The sequence below is a fragment of the Bernardetia sp. ABR2-2B genome, assembly GCF_037126435.1.
Lineage (GTDB): Bacteria > Bacteroidota > Bacteroidia > Cytophagales > Bernardetiaceae > Bernardetia.
Genome location: NZ_CP147020.1, coordinates 1342909 through 1359224, shown reverse-complemented (window position 1 = coordinate 1359224; position 16316 = coordinate 1342909). Strand labels below are relative to the sequence as shown.

Annotated in this window: 14 protein-coding genes; 9 read left to right on the top strand and 5 right to left on the bottom strand. The window is 33.2% G+C overall.

Going from position 1 to position 16316, the window contains the following annotated elements:
• The first annotated feature begins 130 nt into the window (after positions 1 to 130).
• The 4 genes from WAF17_RS05685 to WAF17_RS05670 all read left to right on the top strand — a co-directional run bounded on the left by WAF17_RS05685 (position 131) and on the right by WAF17_RS05670 (position 3586).
• A complete protein-coding gene (locus WAF17_RS05685) occupies positions 131 to 1168 on the top strand; it encodes a PorP/SprF family type IX secretion system membrane protein (RefSeq protein ID WP_338767373.1) in 1038 nt (345 codons plus the stop codon).
• Positions 1169 to 1255: 87 nt separating this feature from the next.
• A complete protein-coding gene (locus WAF17_RS05680; protein WP_338767371.1) occupies positions 1256 to 2227 on the top strand; it encodes a hypothetical protein in 972 nt (323 codons plus the stop codon).
• Positions 2228 to 2340: 113 nt separating this feature from the next.
• Entirely contained in the window at positions 2341 to 2610 is a 270-nt protein-coding gene (locus WAF17_RS05675) for a hypothetical protein (RefSeq protein ID WP_338767367.1), read from the top strand.
• A 22-nt stretch (positions 2611 to 2632) separates the two neighbouring features.
• Positions 2633 to 3586, top strand: a complete 954-nt coding sequence (locus WAF17_RS05670; protein ID WP_338767364.1) for a mechanosensitive ion channel — start codon at positions 2633 to 2635, stop codon at positions 3584 to 3586.
• Between the two features lie 46 nt (positions 3587 to 3632).
• Here the strand turns inward: WAF17_RS05670 and hisB are convergent, their stop codons facing one another.
• Complete coding sequence (gene hisB / locus WAF17_RS05665) at positions 3633 to 4778, bottom strand: bifunctional histidinol-phosphatase/imidazoleglycerol-phosphate dehydratase HisB (RefSeq protein ID WP_338767361.1); 1146 nt, start codon at positions 4776 to 4778, stop codon at positions 3633 to 3635.
• Between the two features lie 206 nt (positions 4779 to 4984).
• Between hisB and fbp the strand changes: the two genes are divergently transcribed.
• Positions 4985 to 5968, top strand: coding sequence for a class 1 fructose-bisphosphatase (gene fbp / locus WAF17_RS05660; RefSeq protein WP_338767358.1), 984 nt, complete (start codon positions 4985 to 4987; stop codon positions 5966 to 5968).
• Positions 5969 to 6193: 225 nt separating this feature from the next.
• Entirely contained in the window at positions 6194 to 8596 is a 2403-nt protein-coding gene (locus WAF17_RS05655) for a DUF2339 domain-containing protein (RefSeq protein WP_338767355.1), read from the top strand.
• Positions 8597 to 8867: 271 nt separating this feature from the next.
• On the opposite strand, the gene WAF17_RS05650 is transcribed toward WAF17_RS05655, so the two are convergent.
• The 3 genes from WAF17_RS05650 to WAF17_RS05640 all read right to left on the bottom strand — a co-directional run bounded on the left by WAF17_RS05650 (position 8868) and on the right by WAF17_RS05640 (position 11352).
• Positions 8868 to 9296 (bottom strand): hypothetical protein, encoded by a 429-nt coding sequence (locus tag WAF17_RS05650; RefSeq protein ID WP_338767353.1) that lies wholly within the window; start codon positions 9294 to 9296, stop codon positions 8868 to 8870.
• A gap of 26 nt (positions 9297 to 9322) precedes the next feature.
• On the bottom strand, positions 9323 to 9694 hold the full coding sequence (locus WAF17_RS05645; RefSeq protein ID WP_338767350.1) for a hypothetical protein: 372 nt from the start codon (positions 9692 to 9694) through the stop codon (positions 9323 to 9325).
• 278 nt (positions 9695 to 9972) lie between these two features.
• Positions 9973 to 11352, bottom strand: coding sequence for a dipeptidase (locus tag WAF17_RS05640; RefSeq protein ID WP_338767348.1), 1380 nt, complete (start codon positions 11350 to 11352; stop codon positions 9973 to 9975).
• A 294-nt stretch (positions 11353 to 11646) separates the two neighbouring features.
• On the opposite strand from WAF17_RS05640, the gene WAF17_RS05635 reads away from it, so the two are divergent.
• Positions 11647 to 12624 carry a calcium/sodium antiporter gene (locus tag WAF17_RS05635; RefSeq protein WP_338767345.1) on the top strand — a complete coding sequence of 326 codons (978 nt, stop codon included), beginning with the start codon at positions 11647 to 11649 and terminating at the stop codon, positions 12622 to 12624.
• A 21-nt stretch (positions 12625 to 12645) separates the two neighbouring features.
• On the opposite strand, the gene rfbC is transcribed toward WAF17_RS05635, so the two are convergent.
• A complete protein-coding gene (rfbC, locus tag WAF17_RS05630) occupies positions 12646 to 13188 on the bottom strand; it encodes a dTDP-4-dehydrorhamnose 3,5-epimerase (protein WP_338767342.1) in 543 nt (180 codons plus the stop codon).
• A 96-nt stretch (positions 13189 to 13284) separates the two neighbouring features.
• Here rfbC and WAF17_RS05625 point away from each other — a divergent pair, with 96 nt between their 5' ends.
• On the top strand, positions 13285 to 14337 hold the full coding sequence (locus WAF17_RS05625) for a M48 family metallopeptidase (RefSeq protein WP_338767339.1): 1053 nt from the start codon (positions 13285 to 13287) through the stop codon (positions 14335 to 14337).
• A gap of 622 nt (positions 14338 to 14959) precedes the next feature.
• On the top strand, positions 14960 to 16312 hold the full coding sequence (locus tag WAF17_RS05620) for an efflux RND transporter periplasmic adaptor subunit (protein WP_338767336.1): 1353 nt from the start codon (positions 14960 to 14962) through the stop codon (positions 16310 to 16312).
• Positions 16313 to 16316 lie beyond the last annotated feature (4 nt).

The window sequence follows — 16316 nt, the reverse complement described above, 5'->3', positions numbered from 1 at the left end:
GCTACCTTGCATTATGTTTAGTTAATTAATTAGATTAATCTTTAGTTACTACTTATACAGGGTTTCTCAATAAAAAAGTTGATTAGACGACTACCAGCTATAAAATTACAATTATATTTATAATACGACAATGAATTTAGATTTACTTAAAAAGACTCTCTGGGTTGTTACCCTATTTACTTGCCTAGGATTTTCTCATACCACTACTGCACAAGATTTACAGTTTTCTCAGTTTCATAATGCTCCTCTTTATCTCAACCCAGCCTTTGCAGGAATGCATCAAGGAGGTAGAATGACACTCAATTATCGCAATCAATGGCCTAGTTTAGATGTTAATTACGTTACTTACGCAGGTGGTTTTGATTATTATTTTCCAAATATTCGTTCTTCCATTGGCGTAATAGCCAAAGTAGATGAGCAAAGCACAGGTGTAACGCCTTATAAAAGTACAGATGTCTCGCTTATTTATGCCTATATGATTCCTTTGAGTGATAGGCTTACCGTTCAACCTGCCTTACAAGTAGGATATGTACAAAAAAATGCAGGTTTTGTAGGACTTACTTTTCCAGACCAATTTAGTGATAGAGGTTTTATGGGAACACCAACAGGTGAAAGTTTTGCTCGTAATCAACTTAGTTATGTAGATATTTCTACAGGAGCTGTTCTTTTTGGACAAAATTTCTGGGTAGGACTTTCTGCTAATCATATTAATAGTCCCCCAGATAGTTTTATTGGAGACGAAAATCGCTTACCTATCAAATTTTCATTACATGGTGGCTACAAAATAGATTTTGCAAATCGTTATGATGACCGTAGTAAAAGTATTACGCCTTCTTTTATGTACAAAAAACAAGGTTCTTTTCAACAGATTAGCCTTGGCGCACACGGAGAATATGCACCACTTTTATATGGACTTTGGTATAGAGGTTTTCCAATCGAACAATCAACTAATAATTTCCCAAAACATGATGCTGTTGTGGCAATGTTAGGCGTTAAATTTGGTGGTTGGGCATTGGCTTACAGTTATGATTGGTCTATTTCAGAAGTTGCAGGAGCTAGAGCTAACTCACACGAAATCTCATTAGTATTCAACTTTGGAGGGAAAGATGATGTAGCTTGTCCGAATCCTTTTTCTGAACCTCGTTATAGAGGCGCACGTTATCGTTAGAAAAAATATTATTTTTGGATATAGTAAAATCAGACAGTTTTTTTAGTTGTCTGATTTTTCTTTTTTTATATCAATCATATTTCACATTTGAAAGCTAACCAATTTCAAGCCTTATTGATTATACTTTCTTGCATAGCTGCATATTTGATTCCTTTTGAGCTTTTTTTATTTAGTTATGTTGTCTTAGGTTCGTTACATTATCTGACGGAACTTGCTTGGCTGCACGAAAAAAAATATTTTACTTCTTCTGCCAAACCAGAACTGATTACTATTTTTATATGTGCTATAATAGTTTCTGTAAGTTATGTTTGCTATCGTTTGGGCTTTGATGTACGTTCTGTGCTGCCTTTTTGGAATGCTCAATATTCTACTCATTTCATTTTCCTAGCTTTTGCATTATCGTTTTCAGCTATTTTTATTAAGAAACGAAAAGACAAAATAATTTTATTGATTATAGTTGTTATTGGAGTTTATCTGCTTCGCAATCAATTTTATTACTTGTTGCTTATTGGTCTTCTTCTTCCTACCCTCATTCATGTTTTTGTTTTTACAGGTATTTTTATGCTTGTAGGAATTAAGAAGAACCCTAGTTTTTGGGCAAAAGCGTGTTTTATTATCTTCATTGTTTGCTCAATTAGCTTTTGGCTTATTCCTGTATCATTACCAACTTTGTCTGAAAAAATTAAATCTAATTACTTTTTGAGTGGTTTTGATATGCTAAACAAAGTATTTATTGCCCTTTTTGATGGAACAGTTTTTAATGAAGAAAACAAGGAGCTGATTTTTGAATCTTCTTTTTCTATCAAGATACAGCGTTTTGTTGCTTTTGCTTATACTTATCACTATCTAAACTGGTTTTCGAAGGTACGTATTATTGCTTGGCACAAAGTAAACAAATTGCGTTTGATTTTTGCTATATTACTGTGGCTGATTGCCTTAGGAGTTTATTTTTATGATTTCAAAACAGGAATCCTGACACTTTATTTTCTGAGTATGCTTCATGTCTTGATGGAATTTCCATTAAATATGCAGTCTTTTCAAATTTTGATTAAAAAATAAATTTCCTTATTTTCTATAATAACTTAAATCAAATAATTTTTGACTTATATTTTTCTGTTTCAATAGTTTATATAGTCAAAGTTTTGTTTTAAAAACCAAACCAACCAATTACAATGAAAAATAATTTACTTAAAAGATATAATTTATTTTCTATTATCTTTGCAGCTATATTTGTTTTATCAAGTTGTGGTGCTTCAAAGCGTTCTAGCTGTCCTACGTATAGAGATTCTGACCCAAAAGTTATTTTTGGAGAAATGACCCTAGAAGAAAGAATGGAGCAACAAGAAAAAGACCTTCAAGTAAAATCAGACAGGCAGCGGAGAAAAGAAGCCAAACAACAAATCAAACGCTCAAAAAAAGCAAGTAGAAAACGTAAAAAATAATTAAGAAATAGCTAATAATTTAATGGACGAATTAGATAATCAACTTGACCTTTTACATAAAGGCTACAAAGCCTTATCTTCAAAACTACTTGGGTGGTTTGAAACTTTAGTTGCAATGCTACCTAATTTTTTCTTGGCAATAATTGTGATTATTGTCTTCTATTTTTTGGCAAGAGCGATAAAATTAGGAATCAGTCGTGCACTTTCTCGCTGGGTGGATAATATGAATATCTTAGATTTGGCTACTCAAGTCATATTTTATGTGATTATGATTGTGGGTACTTTTGTAGCGTTAGGTGTTCTGAACTTAGACAAAACAGTTACCTCTTTACTCGCAGGTGCTGGTGTGATTGGTCTTGCGCTTAGTTTTGCTTTTCAAGATTTGGCGACTAATTTTATTTCAGGAATTTTTATTGCTGTACAAAAACCAATTCAAATAAATGACCTTATTCAAACGAATGATTATGTGGGTTATGTCAAAAAAATAGGTTTGAGAGCGATTGATATAGAAAACTTTGATGGACAATACGTAATTATTCCCTCAAAAGAAGTCTTTCAAAACCCACTACTGAATTATAATCGTCTCAATCATCGTAGGGTAAGTGTTCCTGTTGGAGTTTCGTATGGAGATGATATAGAAAAAGTAGAAAGGTTGCTTTACGAAACAATCCGTGATTTAGATATTACGAAAAATGATTTTAGCGATGTACGTATAGATTTTGATGGTTTTGGAGATAGCTCTGTTAATTTTGTTGTCCGTTTTTGGATTGATGACTGTCATCAGCCTTCCTATCACAGAGCTTGTACGAGGGCAGGAATTGCTATCAAAAAAGCATTTGATGCTAATGATATTACTATTCCTTTCCCTATCAGAACATTAGATTTTGGAATAAAAGGAGGCGAAAAACTAACTCAACAACTTGCTATTTTAGATACATTAGACAAAATAGATAATAGAAGAAAAGTCAATTCTTAAACCCTAAAAATCTCTGAATATTTCTAGGGTTTAATAAAAATTATTTTTACAAAACTCCTTTTGTAGAAGGTAATTCGGACGAACCTGTATGTGTTTTTGCCATCTTTAGAGCTTTTGCAAAGGCTTTAAAAATTGCTTCAATCTTATGATGTTCGTTTGCGCCCTCTTTTGGCTCGGCTTTGATATTTATATTTGACTTTGAGGTATCACTAAGCGATTTGAAAAAGTGCATAAACATTTCAGTAGGCATATCTCCTACTTTCTCCCTTTTAAAGTCTGCATCCCAAACTAGCCAAGGTCGTCCACCAAAATCAATTGCCACTTGTGCCAAAACTTCATCCATTGGCAAACAAAAGCCATAGCGTTCAATCCCTCGCTTATTTCCAAAGGCTTTCAAAAGAGCCTCTCCAAGTGCTAGAGCAGTATCTTCGATGGTATGATGTTCATCAATATGCAAATCGCCTTTTGTCTGAATTTTTAAATTTACCTCTCCATGTTTTGCAATTTGTTCTAACATGTGGTCAAAAAAAGCAAGTCCCGTACTGATGTCTGCTTTTCCTGTTCCATCCAAATCTATTTCTATATCAATATCAGTTTCTTTTGTAGTACGTTTTACTTTTCCTATTCTTGAGCCAAATTTTGCTTGAGGAGCAGATAGAAAATTCTTTATTTCTGTCCAATCATCACTTACTAAAGCACAAATTTCGGCGAGTTGTGGGTTTTCTGTTTTTATTTTCTGATTATCTTTTGCAATCAAAATTCCTTTACAGCCCAAATTTTTTGCTAATTGTATATCACTAAATCTGTCTCCAATAACAAAAGAGTTTTGAATATCAAAGTTAGGGTTGTTTAGATAATGTTTGACTAATCCGATTTCAGGTTTACGGTTGGGCGATTTCTCGTGAGGGAATGTTTTGTCAATTAAAATCTCATCAAAAACAATTCCTTCATTTTCTAAAACGTTGAGCATTTTGTTATGTGCAGGATGGAAGGTATTTTCTGGAAAACTTACCGTTCCTAGTCCATCTTGATTGGTTACCATTACCAATTCGTATTCTTTACTGGCTGCAAGTTCGTACAAATTTCTCAAAACGGCTGGAAGAAACTCTAATTTTTCTAACGAATCTATTTGTTCGTCTGCAGGTTCTTTTATAATTGTTCCGTCACGGTCAATGAAAAGTATTTTTTTCATGGTTTATTTTAAATGGGGGTGATTTTTTAATGTATTTGTAGAAACACAAAAAGGGATTCCTATATCTTTTGTTACAAAAATAATAGAAATACCTAAGAAATTAAATGTTGCAAAGTAATCTCTGAAACTTTTACAGTATATGGTTGTAAAACCTCTGAAAATAGCTAATTTTGTCTTATTAAACCTAAAAAATTTATAAAACTACTATGAGCCAAAAGACAACCCTACGCCAATTTTTAAAAGACAACGAAGCTAATCTTCCTGCATCTCTTTCTGAACTAGACCATTTGCTGCATTCTATTGCTCGTACAGCTACCACCGTTCATAATCACGTTTCTCGTGCTGCTATCACAGATTTGTATGGAACGGCAGGTTCTAGTAATGTGCAAGGAGAGGAACAACAAAAACTGGATGTTCTTGCCAATACACTTTTTATTACAGCTTTTAGAGAGAGCAATTTAGTTTGTGTGGTAGGTTCGGAAGAAGAGGAGGAAATTATTTTGACAAATAATAATGATGCTGAATATGTGGTGGCAATGGATCCTTTAGATGGTTCTTCAAATATTGATGTGAATGTTTCTATCGGAACTATTTTTTCAGTTTTTAAGAGAAAGACTGCAAGAGGAACAAAGCCAAAAGTAGAAGATGTTTTGCAAAAAGGAACTGACCAGCTTATCGGTGGATATGTTTTGTACGGAACAGCTACGGCACTTGTTTTCACGACAGGAAACGGCGTTCATATCTTTACTTACGACCCAAAAGGAGGCGAGTTTTTGCTCACTCATGATAACTTAGATATTCCAAAAGATAGCAAAACGTATTCTTGTAATGAAGGTGGATTTGTAGGTTTTACAGAAGGCGTAAAAAAATACATTGATTTTTGTAAAGGTAAAGGCGATTATAAAGCTCGTTATATTGGTTCTTTGGTGGCAGATTTTCATAGAAATATGCTTAAAGGTGGGATTTTTATCTATCCAAGTACACAAAAAACACCAAAAGGAAAATTGAGATTATTGTATGAATGTAATCCATTAGCTTTTATTGCCGAACAAGCAGGAGGAAAAGCGTATGACGGACGTGTGCGTATAATGGATATTGAACCAGATTCTTTGCATCAACGAACTACTTATTATGTTGGTTCTGCAAATATGGTGGATAAGGCTTTGGAATTAATTGAAACTAACGAGTAAAAGTAAATTAAAAGTCAGTTTTTTAGAATATCATCACTATTTTCATTTAGTGATGATATTTTTTTATTCCATAGATTGATATTTAAAAGTCAGTTTTTATCAAAAACTCTCAATCTCTTCATCATAAGTTTTCGTAATCAGATAAAGAAGTAATTCTAATTTTTTCAAAAAAAATGCGTATTTTTCTAAAACAAGCATTTACCAAACTGACTACTATCACTACTTATGAATAAAAAACAACAAATAAATGAACTACTACGAAAATTATCAATCGTAGAATCCAAACAAACCGTTTTTGATAGAGAAATCAAAAAGTTACGTGTAGAAATTGAAGGTCTGCAAGATGAAACTTCTTTTGAACAAAAACCGAAAGAATCAAAAGAAGAAGAACCAATCATAAGACAAAAGCCAATCTTTAGAGATATTCCATCTGATTTTCCTTCTGAATCTGAAAAGCAGCAAGAAAGCAAGGAACATATACGAAGAAAAACACCTGTTTTTGAGCAACCAATACAATCAAGAACTAAAAAAGTTCATCAAAAATCAAGTATCGAAAAATTTATTGGTGAGAATGTAATTTATATTGTTGGTGTCTTGATTATTGTTTTGGGTGTTGGTATTGGAGTAAAATATGCCATCGATAATGATATGATTAGTCCACTTACAAGAATCGTTTTAGGTTATTTGGTGGGAGCTGGTTTGTTAGGTTTTGCTATTCGTTTGAAGGCAAAATATGAGAAGTTTAGTGCTGGACTGCTGAGTGGTGCAATGGCAATTTTCTATTTTGTAACCTTTATGGGTTATGATTTTTACGGACTTTACCCTAAAGAAATGGCATTTGGTCTGATGGTCGCTTTTACGGTCTTTACGGTGGTGGCTTCCCTAAATTATGACAGACAAATTATTGCTCATATCGGACTTGTTGGAGCATATGCAGTTCCATTTTTGCTTAGTGATGGCTCTGGAAAAGTGATGATTTTGTTTATTTATATGGCAATTATCAACTTAGGAATTTTGGCTATTTCTATCAAAAAATACTGGAAATGGCTTTTTATCAATGCTTTTTCACTGACTTGGCTGGTTGTTTTGGTTTGGTATGGCGCAAAGTACAGTCAAGAAGAGCATTTTAGTTTGACGCTGATTTTCTCTACGTTATTCTTCTTGATTTTTTATATTTCATTTTTGGCGTATAAGATTAGAAAAAAAGAAATCTTCAATATTGGCGACGTTATTTTGATGCTCATCAACTCTTTTATTTTTTATGGAATTGGCTTTATAACGCTTGTAGAAAATGTACAGACAGAAAACTTAGTAGGACTGTTTACACTTGGAAATGCAATTATTCATTTTGGAGTAAGTGTAGTTTTATATAAAAATAAATTGGCTGATAGAAATTTATTCTACTTAGCTTCTGGGTTGGTTCTAGTATTTATTACGATTGCCGTTCCTGTTCAATTAGATGGAAACTGGGTTACACTCATTTGGTCGTTACAGGCTGCGCTTCTGTTTTGGATTGGACGAACGAAGAAAGTAGGAGTCTATGAATCGCTTTCTTTTCCTCTGATGATTTTGGCTGCCTTCAGTATAATTCAAGATTGGACTTTAGCTATTGATGCTTCAAGTGGAGTTTATGATTATGAAACAAATAAAACAGTTGTAAATGAGATTCTGCCTATTTTCAATGTTATTTTCCTTACTTCCATTATTTTTGCAGCTTCATTTTTCTTTATTGATTTTATAAATAAGAGTGATAAATATATTTCTCCTCTGAAAGAAAAAGCAAGTGGTTTCTTAGGTTTTGTAACTGTTGTGATTACTGCAACATTGCTTTTTGCTCTGTATTTGCCTTTGTGCGTCGAAATTTCTATTTACTTCAATCAACTTTTTGAGGCTTCAAGGATTGAAATAATGACAGAAGGAGGATATTCAGACACATTTTATGATTATGACTTGAGGCACTATCAAGTTGCTTGGCTGTTCAATTACACACTCCTATTCTTTATTGGTTTGGGACTTTACTGCATCAAGAAAGTCAAAAATCAAATGCCAGTGATTTTATATTATTTGGCTTCTGCTTTTGTCTTGTTTATTTTCATGACTTTAGGACTTTATGAGCTAAGTGAACTAAGAGAAAGTTATGTTACTCAAAAATTAGCTACCTATTATGAAGTAGGAAGTTTTAATTTGATAATTCGATACATTTCTTATGCACTCGTAGCTGGTCTTTTGGTTACACTTTTCAGACTTGCAAAACAGGACTTTTTGAAATTCAATTTTATTCCTTTCTTTGATTTTATTCTTCACGTTTCTGTTTTGTGGCTACTAAGTGCCGAACTTATTCATATTTTGAGCCTAACAAGTAATGCAGATGCTTACAAACTTGGTTTGAGTATTTTGTGGGGAGCTTATTCGCTTTTTGTGGTTGTTTTGGGGATTTGGAAGAAGAAAAAATACTTGCGTATTGGTGGACTGGTTTGGTTTGGAATTACTCTTCTCAAACTTTTCTTGTACGATATTGCTTCCTTACCAACTATTTCTAAGACGATTGTCTTTGTTTCTCTAGGAGTTTTACTACTGATAATTTCATTTTTGTATAATAAATACAAAGACAAAATTGGAGAGGAGTAATTATTGAATATACTGCTTAGGAAAGATTACGAATTAAACTTCTGACTACTAGTTAATTATATAATTAAAAGTGTCAATTTATTTAATTTCTATTCCTTAAAGATAGAAGGTATAGAAAAAACTTTGTCAGTAGTTGTAAGGTAATCCGAAACAACTCTGACAATAGTTTGTGCAAATACTTTAAGCTGTTAGTCTGCTAAAGGCGAAAAAAAAAATAGCTTGTATTCTCTGTTTGTTGAGAGTACAAGCTATTTTTCATAAATGCCAATTACTATTTTTCTTCAAAACGAAGTCGTATTTTACCATCAAAATCATTTTGATAAGAGGTAATTACAAAACTATGTTTGCCAGATTGTTTGGTTGGATAGTCTTCCATTCCTGTTCCACACCAAAGACCTGAATCTACGCCAAAACTTTTAACTTCTTCTTCAAATTTACGATTTATTGTAGCAGAAACGGTTTTCAGAGGTTCAAAATCTGTTGTAGCAATATAAGCTGAAGTTTCTCCTCTTGTCAGAGAAGCAATATGTACATCATCAATCTTGATGTCTTTCAAATCATAATCTGTTTGGTTTTCTATCTTTATTTCTAAAGGTTGATATACTTCACAAGAGAAAGCAGAAAAATACAAAATAATTCCAAAAAGGAAAAGATAAAGGATTGATTTTAAATTAAATGAAGCTGTTTTTTGAATTTTCATAATAAAATGATTTTAGAGTTAGAGGTTTATTTTTTATCAAAAGATAGGTATTCTTTTCCATCCATTTCATACAATGATAATACAAATGAATGTTTACCTGCTGTAAGTATATGGTTTTTATACTTTTCATCATAGTAAGAATCATTTCCACATCGGGGTACAAAAGATATACTATATAAGCTTTGTTCAAATTTTATATTGGTTTTTGCATATATTATATTCATATATCCAAAACTCTCTGTGGAAATATAACCTGAATTTTTCTCATTTTCAAGAGAAGAAATTTTGATGTTATCAATTCGAATATCTGTCAAATCATAACCTGTTTTGTTTTCAATTTGTATTTCTAAAGGTTCAATATCATCTACTCCTTGACACGAGGACGTAGAAAAAGACAAAATAATTCCAAAAAGAAAAAGATAAAAGATTGATTTTATCTTAAAATGCAATGTTTTTTTTTGTTTTCATATTCAATAAAATAGATTTTAAGTTGTATAATTTATTTCTTATCATTACTCTATATGTATGAATAGTGCTGCACTAAAACCTAAAAAAAACTGAATTTTAACATTTTAGAGTTCATAAAAAAAACGAACTACAAAATAAATTGCAGTTCGCTCTTTGTATAAAACTCTATTTGCTACTGTTTGTGTCTCCCACAAACAACAATTAAATTCTAAACCAATTCTGGTTTATAAATTTTAGCATATTGGAAAAAGAAATGAGGAATTGTATTTATTCCTTTGTAATAATTGAAAAGTCCGTAATGCTCGTTTGGCGAGTGAATTGCATCAGAATCTAAACCGAATCCCATCAAAATACTATCAATTCCTAATTCAGATTTGAACATTGCAACGATTGGAATACTTCCACCACCACGCATTGGAATAGGGTCTTTTCCAAAAGTTTGCTTATACGCAAAACTTGCAGCTTGATACGCCTGTGAATCAGTGGGCGTTACAACTGGCTCACCTCCGTGATGAGGATTTACCTTTACACTAACCGAAGGAGGAGCGATTTTTTCAAAGTGTTTTACAAATAACTTCGTTATAGTGTCTGAATCTTGATTAGGAACTAAACGCATAGAGATTTTAGCATACGCTTTCGAAGCGATAACTGTCTTTGCGCCTTCGCCTGTATAGCCACCCCAAATTCCGTTTACATCTAAAGTCGGACGGATAGAAGCACGTTCTAAAGTAGAATATCCTTTTTCGCCTTCTACATCTTTTAGTCCGATAGATTTTTTATATTCTTCCAAAGAGAAAGGAGCTTTTGCCATTTGAGCACGTTCTTCTGTCGAAACTTCTGCTACATCATCATAAAAATTCTCTACGGTTATTCTTCCTTCTTCATCTTTCAAAGAAGCAATCATATCACAAAGAACATTGATAGGATTTGGAACAGCACCACCATAAAGACCAGAGTGTAAATCACGATTAGGTCCTGTAACTTCTACTTCTACATACGAAAGACCACGCAAACCAACCGTTACAGAAGGAATATCATTGGCAATCATTCCAGTATCAGAAATCAAGATTACATCAGTAGCTAATTTTTCTTTATTATTGGCTACAAAAATTCCTAAGTTGTCCGAACCTACTTCTTCCTCGCCTTCTATCATAAATTTGACATTACAAGGTAAAGAATCAGTTTTCATCATCGCTTCAAATGCCTTAATGTGCATATACATTTGTCCTTTGTCATCACACGCACCACGAGCATAAATTTTTTCATCTCTAACAGTCGGCTCAAAAGGAGGAGTTTCCCAAAGCTCTAACGGGTCTGGTGGCTGCACATCATAGTGTCCATATACCAAAACAGTAGGTAAAGAAGAATCAATCATTTTTTCTCCATAAACAATTGGATAACCTGCTGTTTGGCAAAGTTCGACATTATCTGCTCCTGCTTCTTCTAGTTTTGTTTTGATAAACTCTCCAGCTCTAAAAACATCTTCTTTGTACTTCTTGTCTGCACTTACAGAAGGAATACGAAGTAAATCTTTAAGTTCTTCCAAGAAGCGTTCTTTATTTTTTTCTATAAAATCGTGTGTATTCATTAAGGGTATGTTTATATAAATTTATTGAATGACTATTTACTATTATTTTACTACAAATTTAGCAAAAATCAAAATTTCTAAATTGAACTTGAATATACAGCTTTTTCTTCAAAAAAAGAACCTTCATCTATTCAAAAGGCACGATAGTCTAAAAACAAAGTATTTACCTGTCCTTTGGTTCGTGGTTTGTTATTTATTCAAAAAACTGTTTAAATAGAAAGTGATGTATTATGGTTTTGTTTGAACAAGTAGGGAAAATAATATAGGTCATTTCAATTCAATACTCATTTCATAATGAATTATCTCATCTTTATAGTTAGTGTAATTGTTCTTGTCAAGGGAGCTGACTGGGTAACAGACGGAGCTTCGTCAATAGCAAAACGCTTTCAAATATCTGACCTTATTATTGGTCTGACTGTCGTTTCAATTGGTACTTCTGCGCCAGAGCTGGTCGTAAATCTTTTTGCTTCTAGTAGTGGAAGCTCTGACCTTGCTATTGGCAATGTTTTGGGGAGTAATATTTTTAATACATTAGCGATTTTGGGTATTTGTGCAATGATTTCGCCTGTTTTTGTCAAACGTGCAACTGTTCAGATAGAAATTCCTTTAGGTTTTTTGGCTGCACTTGTTTTGGGTGTTTTGGCAAATGATATGTTGATTGATGGCTCTAGCAGTTCGGTTTTGTCAAGAAGTGATGGAATTATACTACTTTTCTTCTTTATTATTTTTATGTATTATACGTTTTTTTCTGCTCAAAAAGACAAAAAACTATCTATTGAAGAAGCTGAAGAAATACAAAAATTACCTTTAGGATTATCTGTTTTGATGCTCTTAGGAGGTTTTGCAGGACTTATTGGAGGAGGAAAGTTTATGGTAGATGCTGCCATAGAAATTGCAAAGTCTTGGGGAGTAAGTGAAGGAATAATTGGACTTACCGTAGTGGCAGCAGGAACTTCTTTTCCAGAACTTGTTGTTTCTGTTTTGGCAGCACGAAAAGGGAGTGCAGATATGGCTATTGGAAATGTAGTGGGTTCAAATGTTTTTAATGTTTTCTTTGTTTTGGGAATAAGTGCCACAGTCAGACCTATTCCCTTCAGCCCAAATGCAAACAATATGGATTTGGTCGTTACTGCTTTTGGCTGTCTTATGGTTGTTGCTTTTGTATTCTTGGGAGAAGGACGCAAAATTTCTCGTGGAGAAGGTACAATCCTTACACTTGGTTATGTCGTCTATATTGGTTATTTAATTGCTCAACAAACAGGTTTGGCTTAATTTTTTTTTATTTAATAATACTCAATACTCAACGTTCTCAAATAAAGGTAAGTTTTTATCTTTTTCAGAAAGAACAATATCTTTAACATCCATTTGCCACTCTATATTAAGTTTTGGGTCGTCAAAATACATTCCTGTATCTGCTTTTGGCTCATAAAAAGCATCACATTTATAAAAAAACTCTGCATAATCACTCAACACCAAAAAACCGTGTGCAAAACCTTTTGGGATAAAAAGCTGCTTTTTGTTTGTACCTGAAAGATTTATACTCAAACTCTTGCCATAAGTAACTGATTCTTTTCTTAAATCAACGATTACATCTTGAACCTCTCCTACAATAACACGAACGAGCTTTGATTGACCGAATGGAGATTTTTGAAAATGTAAGCCTCTCATAACTCCTTTTGTAGAGCCAGATTGATTATCTTGTACAAAAGTAGGTCGCAAACCTGTGTTTTTTTCAAAATCATTGAGATTAAAACTCTCAAAAAAATAACCTCTATGGTCTTCAAAAAGGCGTGGCTCAAAAACCCAAACACCTTCAAAATCTGTTTTGTTATACATATAAATTAATTACGAATTAAACGAAGTAATACAAAATAACGTATTAATTTTATGACTTACCTAATTTTACCACTACTCTTTTAAAATTTTATAAAAATGACCACAAAAAAAACAGTCTTACATCAAATTTCTTCTCGTGCTTGGGAGCATCCTGCTGACCGTGCAGCCTTAGCTTCACTCAAAAAAGTACCAGGGTTAGATAAGCTTTTAAGTATGCTCTTTGGTGCAACTTCTGAGCGTTCGCTTCGCCTTATGTATTTGGCTTCTGCTGTCAGAGTTTCAGAAAAACAGTTTGGAAGAGTAAATTCACTCTTTACAGAGGTTTGCAAGACGATGGATATAGAGAAAAGACCAGAAGTATATGTTTCTCAAAGTGAAGTTCTGAATGCTTTTGCTGTTGGTATGGATAGTCCTTTTATTGTCTTGAACTCAGCTCTCGTAGAGCGATTTGATGATGAAGAATTAACAGAAGTCTTGGGACACGAACTAGGACATATTATGAGTGGACATATGCTTTACAGAACTCTTTTTGTGCTTCTACAACAAATTTCTAGGTCAGTTATAAAACTTCCAATTCCTGACTGGATTTTTTCAGGTGTTTATTATGCTTTGCAAGAATGGAGCAGAAAAAGCGAATTGAGTGCAGACCGAGCAGGACTTTTAGCCACTCAAAATCCAGATGTTTCGCTTCGTGTATCTATGAAATTAGCAGGTGGAGATTTTGAAAATATGGATGTTGCAGCTTTCTTAGAACAAGCTGAAGAATACAATAAAATGGATAACACAAGTGATAATATATTTAAGTTTTTTAATATGATTGGGCAATCTCATCCCTTTGCTTCTACTCGTGCTTTAGAGATTGTAAACTGGGTGCGCTCTGGAGGTTATGACGATATACTACAAGGAAATTATCCTAAAAGAACCGATGCAGAGAAAAATGCCTCTGTTTGGGAAGACGTAAAAGAAGCGTCAGAAGGATATGCAAATGACTTTAATGAAGCAACAAAGTCTGCAAGAAACACTACGCAATCATCGGAACTCAATGACCAGTTCAAACAAACAGCACAAAATGTATCTGAAAAAGTAGATGAAACAGCAAAAAAAGCAAAAGAACTGTTTGATGATTTTTTTAAAAAAAATAACTTTTAGAAAGAAGTAGTTATTAAACGTTATTAGGGAAGTTGTTTAAGAATGATTTTTATAGGTATGTTTGTTGGTGTCGCTTCGCTAAAACACCAACAAAGGCAGTGTTATTTTTCCTTAGAGCTGGGTTTGCAACCCAATTCTAAGGAAAAATGAGTATTCTTAAACAGCTTCATGGTTATTTACACGTAGGTGAGCCTTTTATCCTGACAGAAAGATTAAAGTAGCTTTTTTATACTAAAAAAAGTATTCAGACCAGTCTGGAAGATTGGTGTACAAAAGTAACTGTGATAAATTTTATTGATGATGCAACCAACCTTTAGTTACTGATGTTACGCAGAGATAAAATTTCTACAAATTACTCACATAAAATGAAACCCACGATTTTAATCGTGGGAAAACAGGTACAGAATAGTAAAAAAACAGCCTGTTGTGCTTTTCCATAACTAAAGTTATGAGTTTCGTTTTTTTAGTTGCGTAACATCAGTTAGTTATGATAAAATTAAAATCAAATTTAGTGTAAGTTTTAATTAGCTTGAACAACTTACTGGCTGAATCGTTCAGTTAATCTGTTTCAAGGTTAATTTCATATCCTATATTTAAAATTCATACTTCTAATTTTGTATTTATGTCTAATAAAAAACTTTTTATAATTATTGGTGCTGTTGTCTTACTTGTTGTTTTGGGTGTTGCAGGAAAAAAACTAGGTTGGTTTGGTGCAAAAGACGGAATTGAAGTAGAGTTTGCTCCTGTCAAGCGCACTCAAATTGTAGAAAGAGTAAGCGCATCAGGCAAAATATATCCAGAAGTAGAAGTTAAATTATCGCCAGATGTTTCGGGAGAAATTACAGAATTATTAGTAAAAGAAGGAGATTCTGTAAAAGAAGGACAGTTATTATTAAAAATTCGTCCTGATACGTATCAAACTGCTGTTGATAGAACTCGTGCCTCTTTGGGTTCGCAGGGTGCAAATATCGAACAAGCAAATGCAAGGTTGCAACAAGCTAAAGCACAATACTTTAGAGCAAAAGCTGATTTTGGAAGACAACAAAAACTCTACGAAGACAAAATAATATCGTTACAAGATTTTCAAGCTGCCGAAGCTGCTTTCAAAGTGGCAGAATCTGAATTACAAGCTGCTGAAAAAACAGTAGAAAGTGCTAGATACGCTCTTCAAAGTGCTAGAGCAACCTTAGAAGAAGCACAAGCAAACCTTTCTTTGACAACTATTTTTGCTCCTCAGAGTGGAATTATTTCTTCATTGAATGTAGAACAAGGCGAACGTGTTGTGGGAACTGTACAAATGACAGGAACAGAGCTTTTACGTATTGCAGAGTTTAAAAATATGGAAGTTAGAGTCAATGTCAATGAAAATGATATTATCAGAATCGAAATGAATGATACAGCTTACGTTGAGGTAGATGCTTATCCAGACCAAAAATTTATTGGAATTGTTACTTCAATTGCTAAATCTGCAAATAATTTACAGGCTGTTACGGCTGATGCTGTTACAGAGTTTGAAGTAAAGATACGAATGAGTAGAGAATCGTATAAAGAACTCTTAAAAGATAGAAAATTTCCTTTTTTACCAGGTATGACGGCAAGTGTTGAAGTGATTACTAATCGTAAAAATGGTGCTTTGGCTGTTCCTTTGGCAGCTGTTACGGTAAGAAATAGTAAGTACAATGACGAGGAGAAAAAAGATGAAGAAGAATCACCAAGAGGGAAACCTAAAAAAGAAACAAATCAAAATACAAAAATAGAGGAGGACAAGATGAAAGAAGTAATCTTTGTTAGAGATGGCGATAATAAAGTAAAGATGATACAAGTAAAAACTGGAATAAGTGATTTTGATAATATAGAAATATTAAGTGGTGTAGAAGAAGGAAAAGAAGTTGTGGTTGCTCCTTATAATGCAATTTCTAAAACTTTAGAAGATGAAAGTAATGTCAAAATTGCAAAAGACAAAAAAGCGAAGTAACTTG

Bases quoted from the DNA above. Each gene is read 5' to 3' on its own strand.
- WAF17_RS05625 (WP_338767339.1), top strand. From the start codon at position 13,285: ATGACCACAAAAAAAACAGTCTTACATCAAATTTCTTCTCGTGCTTGG.
- WAF17_RS05675 (WP_338767367.1), top strand. From the start codon at position 2,341: ATGAAAAATAATTTACTTAAAAGATATAATTTATTTTCTATTATCTTT.
- WAF17_RS05635 (WP_338767345.1), top strand. From the start codon at position 11,647: ATGAATTATCTCATCTTTATAGTTAGTGTAATTGTTCTTGTCAAGGGA.
- rfbC (WP_338767342.1), bottom strand. From the start codon at position 13,188: ATGTATAACAAAACAGATTTTGAAGGTGTTTGGGTTTTTGAGCCACGC.
- WAF17_RS05670 (WP_338767364.1), top strand. From the start codon at position 2,633: ATGGACGAATTAGATAATCAACTTGACCTTTTACATAAAGGCTACAAA.
- WAF17_RS05620 (WP_338767336.1), top strand. From the start codon at position 14,960: ATGTCTAATAAAAAACTTTTTATAATTATTGGTGCTGTTGTCTTACTT.
- hisB (WP_338767361.1), bottom strand. From the start codon at position 4,778: ATGAAAAAAATACTTTTCATTGACCGTGACGGAACAATTATAAAAGAA.
- WAF17_RS05640 (WP_338767348.1), bottom strand. From the start codon at position 11,352: ATGAATACACACGATTTTATAGAAAAAAATAAAGAACGCTTCTTGGAA.
- WAF17_RS05655 (WP_338767355.1), top strand. From the start codon at position 6,194: ATGAATAAAAAACAACAAATAAATGAACTACTACGAAAATTATCAATC.
- WAF17_RS05650 (WP_338767353.1), bottom strand. From the start codon at position 9,296: ATGAAAATTCAAAAAACAGCTTCATTTAATTTAAAATCAATCCTTTAT.
- fbp (WP_338767358.1), top strand. From the start codon at position 4,985: ATGAGCCAAAAGACAACCCTACGCCAATTTTTAAAAGACAACGAAGCT.
- WAF17_RS05685 (WP_338767373.1), top strand. From the start codon at position 131: ATGAATTTAGATTTACTTAAAAAGACTCTCTGGGTTGTTACCCTATTT.